Origin of the sequence: Roseivirga sp. UBA838, assembly GCF_002296035.1 — a bacterium.
Classification (GTDB): domain Bacteria; phylum Bacteroidota; class Bacteroidia; order Cytophagales; family Cyclobacteriaceae; genus Roseivirga; species Roseivirga thermotolerans.
The window spans coordinates 22,640-37,562 of sequence record NZ_DBHC01000052.1; the positions used below are offsets into that span (position 1 = coordinate 22,640).

At 43.9% G+C, this 14,923-nt stretch carries 16 protein-coding genes; 4 read left to right on the top strand and 12 right to left on the bottom strand.

Annotation, left to right across the window (positions count from 1 at the left end; genetic code table 11):
* The first annotated feature begins 4 nt into the window (after positions 1–4).
* Positions 5–385 carry a hypothetical protein gene (locus tag B3O12_RS18210; protein ID WP_286745727.1) on the top strand — a complete coding sequence of 127 codons (381 nt, stop codon included), beginning with the start codon at positions 5–7 and terminating at the stop codon, positions 383–385.
* Here the strand turns inward: B3O12_RS18210 and rsmG are convergent.
* The 3 genes from rsmG to B3O12_RS18225 form a co-directional block, all read right to left on the bottom strand.
* A complete protein-coding gene (gene rsmG / locus B3O12_RS18215) occupies positions 379–1,005 on the bottom strand; it encodes a 16S rRNA (guanine(527)-N(7))-methyltransferase RsmG (protein WP_286757322.1) in 627 nt (208 codons plus the stop codon). The genes B3O12_RS18210 and rsmG overlap by 7 nt on opposite strands.
* Positions 1,006–1,091: 86 nt before the next feature.
* The gene (locus B3O12_RS18220; protein WP_286745730.1) at positions 1,092–1,700 is read right to left on the bottom strand and encodes an RNA polymerase sigma factor; all 609 of its coding nucleotides are present in this window, start codon (positions 1,698–1,700) and stop codon (positions 1,092–1,094) included.
* A complete protein-coding gene (locus B3O12_RS18225; protein WP_286757324.1) occupies positions 1,691–2,758 on the bottom strand; it encodes a glycosyltransferase in 1,068 nt (355 codons plus the stop codon). The genes B3O12_RS18220 and B3O12_RS18225 overlap by 10 nt, the downstream gene beginning before the upstream one ends.
* Before the next feature lie 105 nt (positions 2,759–2,863).
* Between B3O12_RS18225 and tgt the strand changes: the two genes are divergently transcribed.
* Genes tgt through B3O12_RS18240 form a run of 3 tightly spaced genes read left to right on the top strand, consistent with a single transcriptional unit; the run spans position 2,864 to position 6,002 of the window.
* Positions 2,864–3,994, top strand: a complete 1,131-nt coding sequence (tgt, locus tag B3O12_RS18230) for a tRNA guanosine(34) transglycosylase Tgt (protein WP_286757326.1) — start codon at positions 2,864–2,866, stop codon at positions 3,992–3,994.
* Positions 3,991–5,073 (top strand): LptF/LptG family permease, encoded by a 1,083-nt coding sequence (locus B3O12_RS18235; RefSeq protein ID WP_348655403.1) that lies wholly within the window; start codon positions 3,991–3,993, stop codon positions 5,071–5,073. The genes tgt and B3O12_RS18235 overlap by 4 nt, the downstream gene beginning before the upstream one ends.
* The gene (locus B3O12_RS18240; RefSeq protein ID WP_189629759.1) at positions 5,073–6,002 is read left to right on the top strand and encodes a DMT family transporter; all 930 of its coding nucleotides are present in this window, start codon (positions 5,073–5,075) and stop codon (positions 6,000–6,002) included. Before B3O12_RS18235 ends, B3O12_RS18240 begins: the two co-directional genes overlap by 1 nt.
* Here B3O12_RS18240 and B3O12_RS18245 read toward each other — a convergent pair.
* From B3O12_RS18245 to B3O12_RS18285, 9 genes are all read right to left on the bottom strand, one after another.
* Positions 5,986–6,834 carry a M23 family metallopeptidase gene (locus B3O12_RS18245; protein ID WP_286757327.1) on the bottom strand — a complete coding sequence of 283 codons (849 nt, stop codon included), beginning with the start codon at positions 6,832–6,834 and terminating at the stop codon, positions 5,986–5,988. The two genes, B3O12_RS18240 and B3O12_RS18245, sit on opposite strands and share 17 nt — an antisense overlap.
* Entirely contained in the window at positions 6,825–7,640 is an 816-nt protein-coding gene (gene ispE / locus B3O12_RS18250; protein ID WP_286757328.1) for a 4-(cytidine 5'-diphospho)-2-C-methyl-D-erythritol kinase, read from the bottom strand. The genes B3O12_RS18245 and ispE overlap by 10 nt, the downstream gene beginning before the upstream one ends.
* A gap of 111 nt (positions 7,641–7,751) precedes the next feature.
* The gene (locus B3O12_RS18255; protein ID WP_286757330.1) at positions 7,752–8,570 is read right to left on the bottom strand and encodes an enoyl-ACP reductase FabI; all 819 of its coding nucleotides are present in this window, start codon (positions 8,568–8,570) and stop codon (positions 7,752–7,754) included.
* Positions 8,571–8,644: 74 nt separating this feature from the next.
* Positions 8,645–9,775, bottom strand: a complete 1,131-nt coding sequence (locus B3O12_RS18260) for a carbohydrate porin (RefSeq protein WP_286757331.1) — start codon at positions 9,773–9,775, stop codon at positions 8,645–8,647.
* 111 nt (positions 9,776–9,886) lie between these two features.
* Entirely contained in the window at positions 9,887–11,542 is a 1,656-nt protein-coding gene (recN, locus tag B3O12_RS18265; protein ID WP_286757333.1) for a DNA repair protein RecN, read from the bottom strand.
* Positions 11,543–11,642: 100 nt separating this feature from the next.
* A complete protein-coding gene (locus tag B3O12_RS18270) occupies positions 11,643–12,545 on the bottom strand; it encodes a DUF4835 family protein (protein WP_286745745.1) in 903 nt (300 codons plus the stop codon).
* Entirely contained in the window at positions 12,532–13,728 is a 1,197-nt protein-coding gene (gene coaBC, locus B3O12_RS18275; RefSeq protein WP_286757335.1) for a bifunctional phosphopantothenoylcysteine decarboxylase/phosphopantothenate--cysteine ligase CoaBC, read from the bottom strand. The genes B3O12_RS18270 and coaBC overlap by 14 nt, the downstream gene beginning before the upstream one ends.
* Positions 13,729–13,733: 5 nt before the next feature.
* Positions 13,734–14,060, bottom strand: coding sequence for a DNA-directed RNA polymerase subunit omega (locus tag B3O12_RS18280; protein ID WP_189629767.1), 327 nt, complete (start codon positions 14,058–14,060; stop codon positions 13,734–13,736).
* A 1-nt stretch (position 14,061) separates the two neighbouring features.
* Positions 14,062–14,892: an outer membrane protein assembly factor BamD gene (locus B3O12_RS18285; protein WP_189629768.1), complete on the bottom strand. Its 831-nt coding sequence runs from the start codon at positions 14,890–14,892 to the stop codon at positions 14,062–14,064.
* Between the last annotated feature and the right edge of the window lie 31 nt (positions 14,893–14,923).

Genomic DNA, 14,923 nt, shown 5'->3' on the forward strand with positions numbered 1-14,923 from the left:
AGCCATGAATCTCACCGATCCTGTTCACAAAAAAGTCATTGGTATCATTTTCATTATCTTCAGTGCTTTTGGTCTTCTGAGTATTCTGTTTTACGATCAGTTTATGGATTTTATCATTCGAATGGCTGCGCAAGATGGAGATATGCCTCCGGAAGCTGCATGGATTTTCGATTTCATCAGCTCCTTACTTTGGGGGATAGCCCTTATTTTCTTCATTCCTCGAATTATTATTGGGATAGGGCTTGTTAATCAACGCAAGTGGGCCGAAGTTCCGGCTTTGGTATATGGCATAATAAGCCTTATCAATATTCCTATTGGTACCCTACTGGGAGTCTATTGCATTTTGGTACTAACGGCCAAAAAAAGGGCAGAAGAAGACTACTGAGCCGGTATATAGACCACTTTCTTGGTCTCGAAGAACTCTTCTTTAAAGTGCTCTGAAAGTGCATATGTTTTTATACGCTTCAACTTAGACTCCTTTAGTTCTTCATCCAACTCGCCACCTTTTAGGTACAGGATACCGTTTTTGAGGGAGTGGTTAGACTGCTTCATAAACTTGTCTTTCACCCAGGGATAAAAATTGCCCAGACGTGTGACCGCACGGCTCACAATAAAATGGAACTGGCCCTCCACTTGCTCAGCCCTTACGTGCTGACCTTTGACATTTTCAAGGCCCAGGGCATGGGCTACTTCGTTAACCACTTTGATTTTCTTGCCAATGGAGTCTACCAAAAGAAATTGGCACTCGGGGAAAAGTATGGCCAGCGGAATACCGGGAAAGCCACCTCCTGTGCCTACGTCAAGAATCCGCGTTCCCGGCCTGAAGTTCAATACCTTGGCTATACCCAATGAGTGAATCACATGTCGCTCCATGAGGTTCTCAATGTCTTTTCTGGAGACTACGTTGATTTTATCATTCCATTCGGCATATAGACCCGGCAGACGTTCGAACCGTTCTTTTTGCTCTTGGTTCAGGTTGGGAAAGTACTGAAGCAGATTCTTCATGCTGCAAAGATATATGGAATACACATTGACTAGCTCCATTCTTCCAATTTAAAGGGCAGAGGAAGATGCAATGACCGTTGGTGCGATTAGATGTGCTCCTTCTTATTTTTCACCAAATCGTACATGAGCTCTCTGGCACGGTGTAGTTGAGCTTTTACAGTACCCAATGGTGCTCCCAGTTCCTGAGCAATTTCATCGTAGCTCAGTTCATCGAAGTAGCGTAGTTTTACTAACCGCTGATATTTTGCAGGTAGTTTGTCTACAAACATATGGACCAGCTCAATTTTTTGAGCCTTTATGGTTTCATCTTGTGGGTTCAGATTTTTATCCTGAACATCAATGGTTACAGCCTCTCCGTTGTCATCGGTAAACGATGTGTTAAGGCTCATGGTGTCAAGCCGCTTTTTGCGAATAAAGTCAATGGTATTGTTAGTGGCTATACGGAACAGCCAGGTAGAGAAAGTAAAGTCTTTTTTAAACTTATGAAGGTTTTTGAAAGCCTTTGCAAAAGCTTCAATGGTCAGGTCTTCGGCATCATCGACATTACGAACCATTTTAAGGATCATATGATAAACCGGTTTCTTATACCGTTTCATAAGATCAGCATAAGCCTGTTCGTCTAGCCCTGAAACTGCTGCGTCAATTAACCTGAAATCTTCTAATGCCTTTTTTGAGAATTGCTTACCTACTTCCATTCAACTTGCTTCGTTGCCAATGCCTTTATGGCGACTAAGGGATAATAAAAACAATAACAAAGATCTAAAAAAGGAAGCGACCAAATTTCTATCTCTGTTTTGAGTTTTTGCCCCAATTGCCTGATGATTGCATAGTTCAACAGACATCTGACGCCAAAGGCCGTCCATATCCATGAGGGGAGTGAACTGGTAGCCAATGCCCAAAAAAACAATCCCCATCCGACCACACAAGATAACGTAAAAATTCCCAAAAGCGTTTGGTCTTTTTTATCATAGTGCTTTCCGGCTGATAAATGTCTGATTTTCTGATGCAAGTATGATTTAAGCGTCTCTTTTGGCGTACTTACAGTGAATGCAGCTGGTTCAATAAGAATTTGTATGGAGTGTGTTTTGCTCAGGTGGCCAACCATTAAATCATCGTCTCCACCTTCTAAATGACCAATCTTTTTTAGAAAATCAAGGTCGTAATGTTGGTGGGTCACCGCCCAGTTTCTTCCCACTCCCATGTAAGGTTTTTTCCACAAGGCAAAGCCCAAATACTGCATAGCTACCCAAAGGGTCTCATACTGAATAAACCGGTTTAGCCAGCCCTTTCTTTTAGCATAAGGCGAGTACCCCAGTACAACCTGATAATCATTCGCCAGAGCGTTACCCATAAGCTGAATCCATTGATCTGAGGCTGGCAGACAATCCGCATCGGTAAACAGTAGTTTGGAAAACCGGGCTTTTTGTACTCCACAGAACAATGCATATTTCTTTCCGGTCCAACCGGCAGGTAAGGACTCCACATCCACTACGGTCAGGGCCTTCCATTGTTTTTGCCATTCGTTCAGTAGTAAGGCTGACTGGTCTGTAGAACGATCATTTACAACAATTACCTCATACGGATACTCCTGGTCTTGTTCTTTGAGCCTTTGGAGTAACTGATTCAGGTTTTTAGCTTCATTTCGAGCGGCAATAATTACCGATACCCCCTGGTGATTGTCAAACGTTTTTGGGGCTCTATGCCTGATTAATGGAATAACAAGTGCAAGGACAAAGCCAGTTTGCACAGCCATACAGATTAAAAATGCAATATCAATGAGGCTCAATGAGGAAAGAATAAACGCTAAAGAAAATAGAATTAAGCAATACTGCTATTTTTGTGGCTTCAAATCAAGTCGATGGAGTTTAAGCTAGTAGCAGAAGATAAGGGGTCGAAGGCAAGAGCAGGGGTTGTAACTACCGATAATGGTAGCATAGAAACCCCAATTTTTATGCCTGTGGGTACCGCAGGTACCGTAAAGGCCGTACATCAACGTGAACTACACAATGATGTACAAGCTCAAATTATTTTGGGCAACACCTATCACCTTTATTTGAGACCCGGACTGGATGTAATTGAAGGAGCCGGGGGACTGCATCGTTTCAACGGCTGGGACAAGCCAATTCTTACGGACTCAGGTGGGTATCAGGTGTATTCACTGTCTGGAACCCGAAAGATCAAAGAGGAGGGTGTAACTTTTAAATCACATATCGATGGGTCTAAGCATGTGTTTACCCCAGAAAATGTGATGGATATTCAGCGAACCATTGGGGCTGATATTATCATGGCTTTTGATGAGTGTACTCCTTATCCCTGTGAATATGGATACGCCCGTGAGTCTATGGAAATGACCCACCGTTGGCTAAAGCGTTGTTGTGATAGGTTTGATGCCACCGAGGGTAAATATGGATATTCGCAGACCCTTTTTCCAATAGTACAGGGCAGCACCTTCAAAGATTTACGCATCAAGTCGGCCGAAACAATCGCCTCGTTTGAGAGAGAAGGTAATGCCATAGGAGGGCTTTCTGTAGGGGAGCCTCATGAAATGATGTATGAGCAAACTGAAGTGGTTTGTGATATTCTGCCAAAAGATAAACCCCGATACCTGATGGGGGTGGGTACGCCAGAAAATATACTGGAATGTATAGCTCTGGGGGTAGATATGTTCGACTGTGTAATGCCAACCCGTAATGCACGTAACGGAATGCTGTTTACCTCAGAAGGAATTATTAACATCAGGAACGAAAAGTGGAAGAACGACTACAGCCCCATTGACCCAAATCTTGGTGGCTATGTAGACACTTTTTACAGCAAGGCATATTTAAGACACTTGGTGGTAAGTAAAGAAATTTTGGCTGCGCAAATTGCATCCATTCACAACCTTACCTTTTACCTGTGGCTGGTAAAAGAAGCCAGAAAAGAAATACGAAAAGGCACGTTTATTGATTGGAAAAACCAAATGGTGAAAAAGGTGACCAGACGATTATGATGAGAATTCTCGATAGGTATATTCTCGTTAAGTTTCTGACCACCTTTGTGTTTGTGGTCGGTATACTGGTTTCTATTGTACTCATCATTACCTTCTCTGAGCGCAACGAAAACTTCATTAAAAACGAAGTTCCCGCCCGCCTGATCATAGAGTATTTCTTAACCTACGCGCCCTATATAGCGAACCTTATTACCCCTATAACGGTTTTTATTGCTACGGTTTTTGTTACCTCCAAACTGGCCAGTCATACAGAGATTATCGCTATTCTGAGTGGTGGAGTTAGTTATCCGCGCATGCTGAGACCCTTCTTTTTTGGGTCAGTGATTATTGCCATAACCAGCTTCGTTTTTACCGGTTGGGTTATTCCCGAGGCCAATAAATTCAGGGTCGCATTCGAACAGGCTTATTTTGGTCAGGAATTCAATTTTTCGGAACGCGATGTGCACTTTAAGGTGAGCCCCACAACTTATGCCTACATTGCCTCATACGACTCGCGTAGAGATATTGCTTTTCGCTTCACGTTGGAAGAAATAAAAGGAACCGATGTTGAGTGGAAGTTTACTGCCAGGCAGGTAAAGTGGGATTCTTTGCAACAAGGATGGGAGGCTTCAGATTGGACTCTCCGTAAATTTTTATCTATGGGCGAAGACTATAAATACGGAAAGAACAACGATACGCTTCTGAAAATTAACATGAAACCCAGTGATTTTGGTAACCTGAACAGTTTTGAACAAACGCTTACCCTCAATGAACTGGATCAATACATTGCCGACCTTAAAATGAAAGGGGCAGATAATATACCCATATATGTTATTGAGAAGTATGTTCGGTATATGTCGCCTTTCTCGGCTATCATTCTCACCTTCATCGGAGTTATTCTCTCTTCACGCAAAACAAGGGGAGGTGTAGGCTTTCAAATTGCGCTTGGCTTCATGATTGCCTTCATTTATATCATACTCTTTATAGCCGCAAAAAGCAATGCTGAGGCAGGTTCTACCAACCCCTTGCTGGCAGTTTGGATTCCTAATATCATTTTCTCCATTATTGGTGTACTTTTGTACCGTTTTGTCCCAAAATAATGGAATCGGCTTCTTTAAGAGACTTTTTAAAACTCCACTTTATAGTATTTCTCTGGGGGTTTACGGCCATACTTGGCAATGAAATGAGTATCGATTCAACCGATTTGGTTTTGTACCGAACGGGAATAGCAGCACTGGTGCTTTCGGTAGTGATGCGATTCAAAGACAAAACCTTCAAATTCCCTCCCCGAGGGGTTTTTCATTTGTTTCTCACCGGTCTTGTGGTAGCTGCCCATTGGGTTACTTTTTTCGAAGCCGCCAGAGTATCAACAGTGTCAGTTTGCCTGGCCGGAATGGCTACTACTACTTTCTGGACCAGTTTGGTAGAGCCGTTATTCAAAAAACAACGCATTCAGCCTTTTCAGGTATTCCTGGGCTTGGTGGTAATATTTGGTTTATACCTCATCTTTAAATTTGAATTCACCCATGCCTACGGCCTTCTTCTGGCCATTATTTCAGCATTTCTGGCAGCTGTTTTTTCGGTGCTCAATTCTAAATTCACCCTAAAGTATCCGCCCTACGGTATTACCTTTTATGAAATGCTTTCGGCAGCAGTAGGGCTGTTATTGTTCATTCCGGTGTACAAAACTTTTGTACTGCACAGCGAAATAATGTATCAATGGCCGGAGCCAAGAGACTGGGTACTTCTCTTGCTTTTAAGTGGGGTTTGTACCGTATATGCCTTTTCGGTTGGAGTGGAGCTTATGAAGCGTATTTCGGCTTTCGTGGTTAACCTAACCATTAATTTGGAGCCTGTGTATGGTATAGTACTGGCCCTGCTCATTTATGGGGAAGATGAGCAAATGAGCACAGGTTTCTACTACGGTACCCTCGTGATTCTTGGAGCTGTTTTGACATATCCGGTCATTAGAAGAATGCAAAGGCGCAGGCAGCTCAGCGTTGAAAGCAAGCCTAAAATGGGTGCTTAAAAGCGGTATATAGTTCGCCTTCTTGAAGGCTTTGCACTTTGCCCTCTGCTACTTCGAAGCGAACAGGAATAGTGATATATGGCGATTTACCGGTGGTATATACCACAAAGTGGAGATGAGACCCTGAAGCCCAACCGGTAGCCCCTGCGAGAGCTATGGGCTGCCCTTCCAATACTGTATCTCCCAGTGCAACCAAAACACCTCTGTACTTCAGGTGCACGTAGTCTGCCAAGGTTCCATCATCATGCAGAAGGGTTACATAATTTGAGTAGTCGGCACATTCAGAACTTGGGCAGCCTCTTCGAGAGTCTTCTTTTATACGTACCACCACACCCGGTCTGGCTGCCGTTATGGTATCGCCTTCAGGCATCGTAAAGTCCAATGCATTAGAGCCGCGATGGGTTGTTGCTCCGTTATAGCCTTGGCTTAGACGGTAAGATTTGCCTTTGAGAAATGGCAACCGGTAGGTATGGTCATCGTTATGCACGGCCTTGGCGTTGCCTATGGCATAGTTGTAACTGAGTTGATAAGACCATGTCTGATTTTGTGGTTTGGTAATGGAGGTGAGTTTGAGGGCTCGTGTTTTTGGCGGAATTACGTAAAATTCCTCCATATCTTCGGGCAGTTTGGCGTTCACCACTCTCAACTGAAGCGATACTGAAATTGGGAAAAGCTCCTGGTTATCGGCTAGTATCGATACTTCGTTTTCACTGTCCTCTGCAAATATTCTTAGTTCCATATCTACGCTTTGAGCAAACGTCCAGTGTACACTAAGAAGTAAAAGGAAGGTCCAACGCATGGATGAAGAAACGAACTTTCTTACTACAGGCACATGGTTTGATAAAAGAATTTGTCTTTTAGGGCCCGAATTTCTTCCGGTTTAGAATTGAAAAGCCCGAAAATACTTGATCCTGAACCACTCATGGCCGCATATTGAGCCCCCGATTGATAGAGTGTGTCTTTGATTGTTTTGAGTTGAGGATGATCTTTAAAAATCGAATCTTCAAAGTCATTGACCAGCTCTGTCCGCCACCGTTCAAAGTTTTTGCTTAAAAGAAGGGGTTCAAGTGCTGTGGGGGATGCTTTGGGACTCACCCCTGCATAAGCCTTTTGTGTAGCTATGTGAATGGCCGGATATACCAGCACCAGGTACATTCCACTTAAATCAAGAGCCAGGGGAGAAAGCTCTGTGCCGGTGCCCGTGGCCATTGCGGCTTGATTACCGATAAAAAAAGGGCAATCGGATCCTAGCTCTCCTGCATATTCTTCCAGTAAACTATCATCTAAGAACAGCTGAAAGTGTTGGTTCAGGGCTTTGAGCATAAAGGCAGCATCTGCCGAGCCTCCTCCCAAACCTGCTCCAATAGGAATGTGTTTATGCAGGTGAATATCGAGTTCCGGAAGCTGAAAATCCTTCTTTAACAGCTTGTAAGCTCTAAGCACTAAATTGTCCTTTCCATCTTGGGGAATGTGGCTTCCGCTGGCCTGAAAGCTTGTTTTCTTCTTAGCGGGTACAAACTCCAGGGCGTCTTTTAGCGGGATGGGGTAAAAAGAAGTATTGATGGCATGATAGCCGTTGCTGAGTTTCTCAGTGATTTGTAAACCAAGGTTAATTTTTGCGTTGGGAAAAACCAGCATGTTGTATAAAAGGGGGCTTAACAACTACTGTGCTCACCCTAATGGCCTGTGTAAAAAGAATTACTAAAGCCCCGATGATTGACACACGAGTTGCTAAGACCCCTGTTTGTATTAGTTGTCTTTCTTCAAATCTTCGATCAACCGATCTGTAATGCCCGAGGTAGAAAATCCTCCATCGTGCATTAGGTTTTGCATGGTTACCATTCGCGTAAAGTCTGAGAAATACATTACACAGTATTTGGCACAATCTTCAGCACTGGCATTGCCTAGTGGAGACATTTTGTCGGCATAATCATAGAATACATCAAAACCTCCAACACCGGTGCCGGCAGTGGTCATGGTTGGCGATTGAGAAATGGTATTTACACGTACTTTTTTAAGTCGGGCAAATCGTTCTCCATAGCTTCTGGCAATAGACTCAAGCATGGCTTTGGCGTGGGCCATATCAGAGTAGTCAGGGAAGGTTCTCTGTGCTGCAATGTATGAGAGTGCCATTATAGATCCCCACTCATTCATGGCGTCTAACTTCTCGGCTGTTTGCATTACTTTATGGAAGGAGATAGCCGAAACATCGAGTGTTTTCATTAGCCAGTCGTAGTTTAGGTCGCCATAGTTTTTGCCTTTTCTCACATTGGGGCTCATGCCAATGGAATGCAGAACAAAATCTATTTTTCCGCCTAAAACCTCCATAGATTTGGTAAACAAGTTTTCCAAATCTTCTACAGAAGTAGCATCGGCCGGAATAATTTCGGCATTACACTCTTCAGCCAGTTTATTAATTGTTCCCATTCGCAGAGCAATTGGGGCGTTGGTCAATGTAAAAGAAGCACCTTCGGCATGGGCAACTTGCGCCACTTTCCAGGCGATAGAGCGCTCATCTAGCGCACCGAAAATGATTCCTCTTTTTCCTTTAAGTAGGTTATGTGACATGATATTCGATCGTTTTGCGTGTCAAAAATAGGGAATTGGATTTAAAATGGAGAGTTTGCAGAATCACATTTAGCTCAGAATTCAATATAGGCCCTGAGTGCCAGTACAACGGGGTTTTTCATAGGTCTGCGAATTTCGTTCATGCCTATGTAGTGGAAGTAGGGCTGAAGACTGAGCCAGTCGTCAACTTCTTGCTTAAAGTTAATTTCAAGCACTGTTTCAGAGGCCAGCCCATCGGCCAAATTTCCATATTCTGTATTTACTTTGGCATGAGCAACAGCCATTCCCAGAGCATTGGGTCGACTGGAGTTTATGAGATTGTCTATTTTCATTCCCAACCCCAGGTAATAGTCGAGCAAACTTGCCTTTTGTTTAACCGTGAGGTTGTATTGTGCAAAAAGGCTGAGCTTCTTCTTTTCTTGCCATTGCAAGAGCATAAGATCACTCACCAGGTAAAGTCCGGAAAGCCCTTCCGTGGTCGTGTTTGCACCGGGAGTATAATCAGTAAAGGTACCTGAATGATAGTAAAACCCCACTTTCTGCACTAACCGGTTTTTGAACAGTTGGAACCGCGGCTCCAGAACGTAAATGAGTCCCTCTTTTTCATTCAGGGCCCAGTTAATGCCCAGATAGTTGTTTCGGGGCATGGCAAACTGACCATCGAATATACCGGCTTTAATCCTCACCAACTCGGTAATGGGTATCTGAGTGGTAAGTGAAAAACCGGTTACCGGGTAGGTGGGAGCGGGTACGTTCATAGCGGCTACAGCATCTATGCCAAAAGAGCTATGCGTAAAGAGCAATCCGTTGCGGCTAACGAGAAAATCGGTGTTGATATCCACCTGCCCCAGTTTCACCCAAAAGTCACCTTGTTTGTATTGATAATAAACCTCAAAGAAGCCGTAATTGAAACCGGCTTCAAGGTTCGAGAATGTTTGCAAGTCGCCAACAATGTTGGCTGAGGGTTCTCCACCGTGAGTAAGTGCCAGGCTGAGGTTCAGGCTATGACCTTTTGGAAAATTGAGTTGACTGGTGTTGAGCAGCCAGCCAATAAAGTGAATATCTTTCCCTGAATTGGACGATGTGTGAGCCAGTATTTCGGTGAGATAGGCCGTATGATTTTCGTAAGAAATTCTTTGGTCTTGGGCTGCCAGGTTACAAACTAACAGCAGGCACAGAACAGCGTATACAGCGCATCTCCTCATAACTTCCAAAATACTAAAGGAGAGGCTAAAAGTAGTGACCTCGATTGAAATCAGAATTGATCTAAATAAACGTTAATGACTGTCTGGTTTTGAGAGAGGTGTGGAAACGCCTCAACCCATGTTCATTAGTTCGCGGGCCGAGTCCAGGGCTTTGGCCGATGCTCCTTTGCCTCCAATCATTTCGGCAATTTCCTTCAGGCGATCGGCTTCGTTGAGGAGTTTAATCTGGCTGTTGGTAGTGGTTTCAGACTCATCTTTATACACAAAGTAGTGAGCTGCACCTTTAGCGGCAATTTGTGGCAAGTGGGTAATGGTAATTACCTGATGGTTTTGTGCCATTCGTTCCATCATTTGCGCCATTTTTATAGCAATTTCTCCGGAAATGCCCGTATCTATCTCATCGAATACGATTGTAGGTAAGGCGGTTTTGTCGGCCAGAATGTACTTTATGGCAAACATAAGTCGCGAAAACTCTCCACCGGAAGCCGCTTGTTTTAAAGGGCTGGGAGAGATGCCTTTATTGGCCGAAAAGAGAATATCAATTAGGTCTGAACCCGATGGGCTCAATGCAATTTCCTCATGTTTTACCTGAAGGGTGGCACTGGGCATCCCCAGGTCGCTCAGTAGTTCTTTTACCGATTGCTCTAGCTGAACGAATACGGCTTTTCGCGAATCTGAGAGTGCTTTGGCTTGTTGTTGGGCGGCCGCAAGAGCTCTGCTTTCGGCTTTGGCCGCCTCCTCTATGGCTTCATCGAGATTGCCCAGCCGCATTACTTTTTGCCCGAGTTCTTCATAAATATCTAATAGTTCTTCAATAGAGCCTACCTGGTGTTTTTGTTGCAGCTTGTAAATGAGGCTCAACCGCTCCTGACATTCTTGCATACGTTGCGGGTCTACCTCTACCCGAGCCTCCTCATTTTCAAGTTCGCTCACAATATCTTTCAGCTCAATTTGCAGACTTTCAATACGCTCTCTTAATTGTTCATAGGCTTTGCCATAAGCGCTAATTGAACTCAGTGAACCTTTTAATTCCTGAATTAGTGAAAGGGTATTGAATTCGGACTGATCGGTGAGCATTAAGGCTTCGTTGAGCTTTGTTTTAATTTCTTCGGCATGTTCCAGCCGGGAAAGCTCTTGTTCCAATTCGTCTTGCTCATTTGGAGACAAGGCGGCTTTGTCGAGTTCTTCAAACAAAAACTGATAATAGTCGGCCTCTTTGCTCATTTGGTTACCTTCTTCAACAAGCTCACGGTGTATTTTCTGTTTCTCTTTGTAGAGGTTATAAGCTTGTTTGTAGGCTTGCTTGAGCGGTTCATTATTGGCTACAATATCAATTACCTGCAATTGGTATGTGCTATTGCCAAGAGCCAGGGTTTCATGCTGAGAGTGCACGTCCATTAGACGTACGCCCAGGGCCTTAAGCACTTCTAAGGTAGTGGGTGAGTCATTTATAAAAGCTCGTGATTTGCCATTGGCGTTTACTTCTCGCCTTACAATGCACTCCTCGTCATAGTCAAGGTCGTGAGCTTCGAACAGGTCTTGAAGCGCGTAGGCTTTTATGTCGAATATGGCTTCAATAATGCACTTCTTGCGCTCATCGAACACTACACTCGACTCGGCTCTTTTACCTAACAGGAGTCCGAGGGCACCCAGCATAATAGATTTTCCGGCCCCAGTTTCGCCCGTAATAATATTGAGCGAGCCCACCGGACGAATTTGCAGTTGCTTAATGAGAGCGTAGTTTTCTATGGAGAGGCTTTTCAGCATGAAGCAAAAGTATCAATTCAGCCTACTCTAAACAACATCATTTTTTACCGGATGGAGCAATTTTAAGAAGGGAGAGAGTGCAAGTGCCGAGAGGCTAAACTCAGTTTTGAACAATCTTTTGGTACTTTGACCTGCGGGTTGGGTCTAGCTTAAGTAATTCGTTGTATACCTGCCTGCGAAGAGACATTTCACCCTGTGAAAAAATATTTACCAATTCGTCATTTTTTGCATCGAGAAAGGCAATAATGAGGATGGCATTGGGTTGAATAGCATTTACTTTTTGAATCTCTACCAGCGATTCATAAATATTTTTACGAGCTTCTTCGGGGGTGTCTTGAAAAATGTCAAGTCCGTTGAGGTGGTAATCGTATAGGGCTTGTCTAACCGGTTGAAACTGACCGTTGCTAAAGAGGTTTTCTACCAGCCAATATCTATTTCTTCGGCTTTGAAACTGCCCCCAGCCAACGGCTCCGGAGTTTTGTGCATTGTTCACTATGGTTAGGGCTCTTTCATAGTGCGATGTACCTCCAAGCGGACTAAAAGAGTCGTAGTCTACGCCTAGTGCGATATAAGCATAGTAGGCCAGAAGGGAGGTGATGTTGTTGGTAAAGCTGTTTTCATTGAATTGCAACGGCTGCGATTGTGTAAATTGAAATTCCCAGTCGCGGTCGGCAAAGTTGAGCAACAATGTTTCATAGGTGCTACCATACACGGGGCGCACCACCTGAATTTGAGCGTTGGCTGTAAATCTGCCAATACTGGGCTGATCTTGAATGGTGAGAATTAGGTTGCCTTTTATTTTTTCATTGTTTCTGAACTGATCATCGGTCCATTTGGTGTCATTCAAAAACCGTTCGAAAGCGGTTTTCATTTCTTCAAAGATGCCACGCTCAGTGGTTTGAACAACATCGGCATTAATACTTACTGTAAAGTTGAGTTCCTGAGCACAGAGTGGTGCCAGGCCAGTGAGTAACAGAAGTAGTGAAAGGCTAAATTTTTTCAACAATGTTTTTGATAATGTCTTTGGCAACCTCGGTTTTAGACTTTAACTCAAAATGTTGAATATTATTGGCTTTGTCAATGAGGGTAATCTTATTGGTATCGTGTCCGAAGCCTGCACCTGTGTCTTGCAACGAGTTAAGTACAATCAGGTCGAAGTTTTTACTTTTTATTTTTCCCTTGGCGTGTTCTATCTCGTTGTTGGTTTCCAGGGCAAAACCCACATTGAATTGTTCTTCTCTTTTTTTAGATCCGAGTGTTTTGGCAATGTCTATGGTCTTGCTCAGTTTGATTTCAAAGGCATCATTTTCCTTCTTTATCTTATGGTTGGCCACCTGAGCAGGGGCATAGTCGGCCACGGCTGCCGCAAATATATTGATGTGCGATGTGGCATAGTGTTCTTCACAGGCCTCATACATTTCTTTTCCACTTCTTACATTGATTCTATTCACCAGGGGATGTTCAATGACTAAGTGAGTTGGCCCCGCCACCAAGGTGACATGCGCACCCATTTGAGCTGCTTCTTGAGCCAGTGCAAAGCCCATTTTACCCGAAGAGTAGTTGCCAATGAACCGTACCGGATCTATGGCTTCATAGGTTGGCCCTGCTGTAATGAGTACCTTCTTGCCTTTTAGAGGGGCGTTTCTGCCGAAAAAATCAGAGAGACTTTCTGTCAACTCTTCCGGTTCGGCCATTCGTCCCTGGCCAACAAGACCACTGGCTAGTTCTCCATGCCGTGCTTCTATGAGTGTATGGCCAAATTGCTGAAGTCGTTGAATGTTGGTCTGCACCGCAGGGTGCTGATACATGTCTAAGTCCATGGCCGGGGCAAAAAGCACCGGACAACGGGCGGAGAGGTAGGTGGCCAGTAACAGGTTATCGCAAAGGCCATTAGCCATTTTGGCTATAGTATTAGCACTGGCCGGGGCTATAATGAATGCATCGGCCCACAGCCCCAGGTCTACGTGGTTGTTCCACTCACCTTCCTGGCCTTGGGTAAAATCAGAAAGCACCGGGTTTTTAGATAGGGTAGAAAGGGTTAGTGGAGAAATGAATGATTTGGCAGCTTCGGTCATTAAAACCTTCACTTCCGCTCCTTCTTTTACCAATAACCTAACGAAAATAGCAGCCTTGTAGGCTGCTATGCTGCCGGTTACCCCGACTATTATTTTCTTACCCTTCAACATGAAGATTATTTATCTTCTGCTGCAGCCTCTTCGGCCTCTTTGAATCTGAAGTAGATTTCACCATTCAAAAACTCTTCAATGGCCATAGCTGTAGGCTTTGGCATTCTTTCGTAGAATTTAGAAATCTCAATTTGCTCTCTGTTTTCGAAGATTTCTTCCAGGTTATCCACAGTAGAAGCGAATTCGGCCAGCTTGCCGTTGAGCTCCTCCTTCATGTTGCTGGCAATTTGCTTAGCTCTTTTTGAGATAATAGCTACTGACTCATAAATGTTGCCGGTTTGAGCGGCTATTTGGTCAGTATCTCTGGTAATGATTGATGGACTTGCTGCCATATTAATCGGTTTTCAGTTTATTTAATTCTTTTATCGATTGTTCGTAATAGTCTTTAACCCGATTGGTATACTGGCTTTCAGGATACTTTTCGGTAAATTCTCTGTAAAGTTCGATCGTTTTGTCGAACCGCTCTTTCCTCTTGGTTGTAATGCTGTTGTCGGCCAGCTTAAAACTGGTTTCAACACTCAGATACAGCAACTCCTCGTTGTACTTGGAGTCGGGAAAATCTTCTTTAAAAGCCTCAAAAGTAACGAGGGCTGCCTCTAAATAGTTTCTGTAAGAAAGCCCTGTTGTGAGTTTGTAGTATAGTTTGGCTGTTTGGTAGGCTTTGGTTTCAAACCGTACCTGAAGCTCATCTATTATTCGGTTGGCTTCCTGATAGCGCTGAGAGGCGGGGTAGCGGTTCAGGAAGTTTTGCATGGCTATTACGGCCTGTTCAGAACTGTTTTGGTCTAGTTCCGCATCGGGAGAGTCAAGATAAAGCGAATAGGCTTCCATGTATTGTGCCTCTTCTGCCAATGGGCTTCGGCCAAATGTCTGGTAAAATTCTTTGAACTGATAGGCGGCCAACTGGTATAGGCCCATATAGTATTCGCTGTAGGCCCAGTAGTATCTAATTTTTTCCGCTTGTTCAGAACCTCTGTAATAGGGATATATGCGTTCAAAGAGCAATTTGGCTCTATCGTATTTGCCTCTTTCGTAATAGGCTATGGCTCCGTTATACAGCTCGTTGTAATCGTTGGAGCGCTCCAGTTTGCCCAATGTGGTGGTGCAACTTGAGTATAAACTCACAATGGCTAGTAAAACGAAAAAGAAAGGGGCTTTTTTCATGAGCCTGCAAAATTATCAGTTTGATTAGACT

Bases quoted from the DNA above. Each gene is read 5' to 3' on its own strand.
- B3O12_RS18210 (WP_286745727.1), top strand. From the start codon at position 5: ATGAATCTCACCGATCCTGTTCACAAAAAAGTCATTGGTATCATTTTC.
- rsmG (WP_286757322.1), bottom strand. From the start codon at position 1,005: ATGAAGAATCTGCTTCAGTACTTTCCCAACCTGAACCAAGAGCAAAAA.
- B3O12_RS18220 (WP_286745730.1), bottom strand. From the start codon at position 1,700: ATGGAAGTAGGTAAGCAATTCTCAAAAAAGGCATTAGAAGATTTCAGG.
- B3O12_RS18225 (WP_286757324.1), bottom strand. From the start codon at position 2,758: ATGGCTGTGCAAACTGGCTTTGTCCTTGCACTTGTTATTCCATTAATC.
- tgt (WP_286757326.1), top strand. From the start codon at position 2,864: ATGGAGTTTAAGCTAGTAGCAGAAGATAAGGGGTCGAAGGCAAGAGCA.
- B3O12_RS18235 (WP_348655403.1), top strand. From the start codon at position 3,991: ATGATGAGAATTCTCGATAGGTATATTCTCGTTAAGTTTCTGACCACC.
- B3O12_RS18240 (WP_189629759.1), top strand. From the start codon at position 5,073: ATGGAATCGGCTTCTTTAAGAGACTTTTTAAAACTCCACTTTATAGTA.
- ispE (WP_286757328.1), bottom strand. From the start codon at position 7,640: ATGCTGGTTTTTCCCAACGCAAAAATTAACCTTGGTTTACAAATCACT.
- B3O12_RS18255 (WP_286757330.1), bottom strand. From the start codon at position 8,570: ATGTCACATAACCTACTTAAAGGAAAAAGAGGAATCATTTTCGGTGCG.
- B3O12_RS18260 (WP_286757331.1), bottom strand. From the start codon at position 9,775: ATGAGGAGATGCGCTGTATACGCTGTTCTGTGCCTGCTGTTAGTTTGT.
- recN (WP_286757333.1), bottom strand. From the start codon at position 11,542: ATGCTGAAAAGCCTCTCCATAGAAAACTACGCTCTCATTAAGCAACTG.
- coaBC (WP_286757335.1), bottom strand. From the start codon at position 13,728: ATGTTGAAGGGTAAGAAAATAATAGTCGGGGTAACCGGCAGCATAGCA.
- B3O12_RS18280 (WP_189629767.1), bottom strand. From the start codon at position 14,060: ATGGCAGCAAGTCCATCAATCATTACCAGAGATACTGACCAAATAGCC.
- B3O12_RS18285 (WP_189629768.1), bottom strand. From the start codon at position 14,892: ATGAAAAAAGCCCCTTTCTTTTTCGTTTTACTAGCCATTGTGAGTTTA.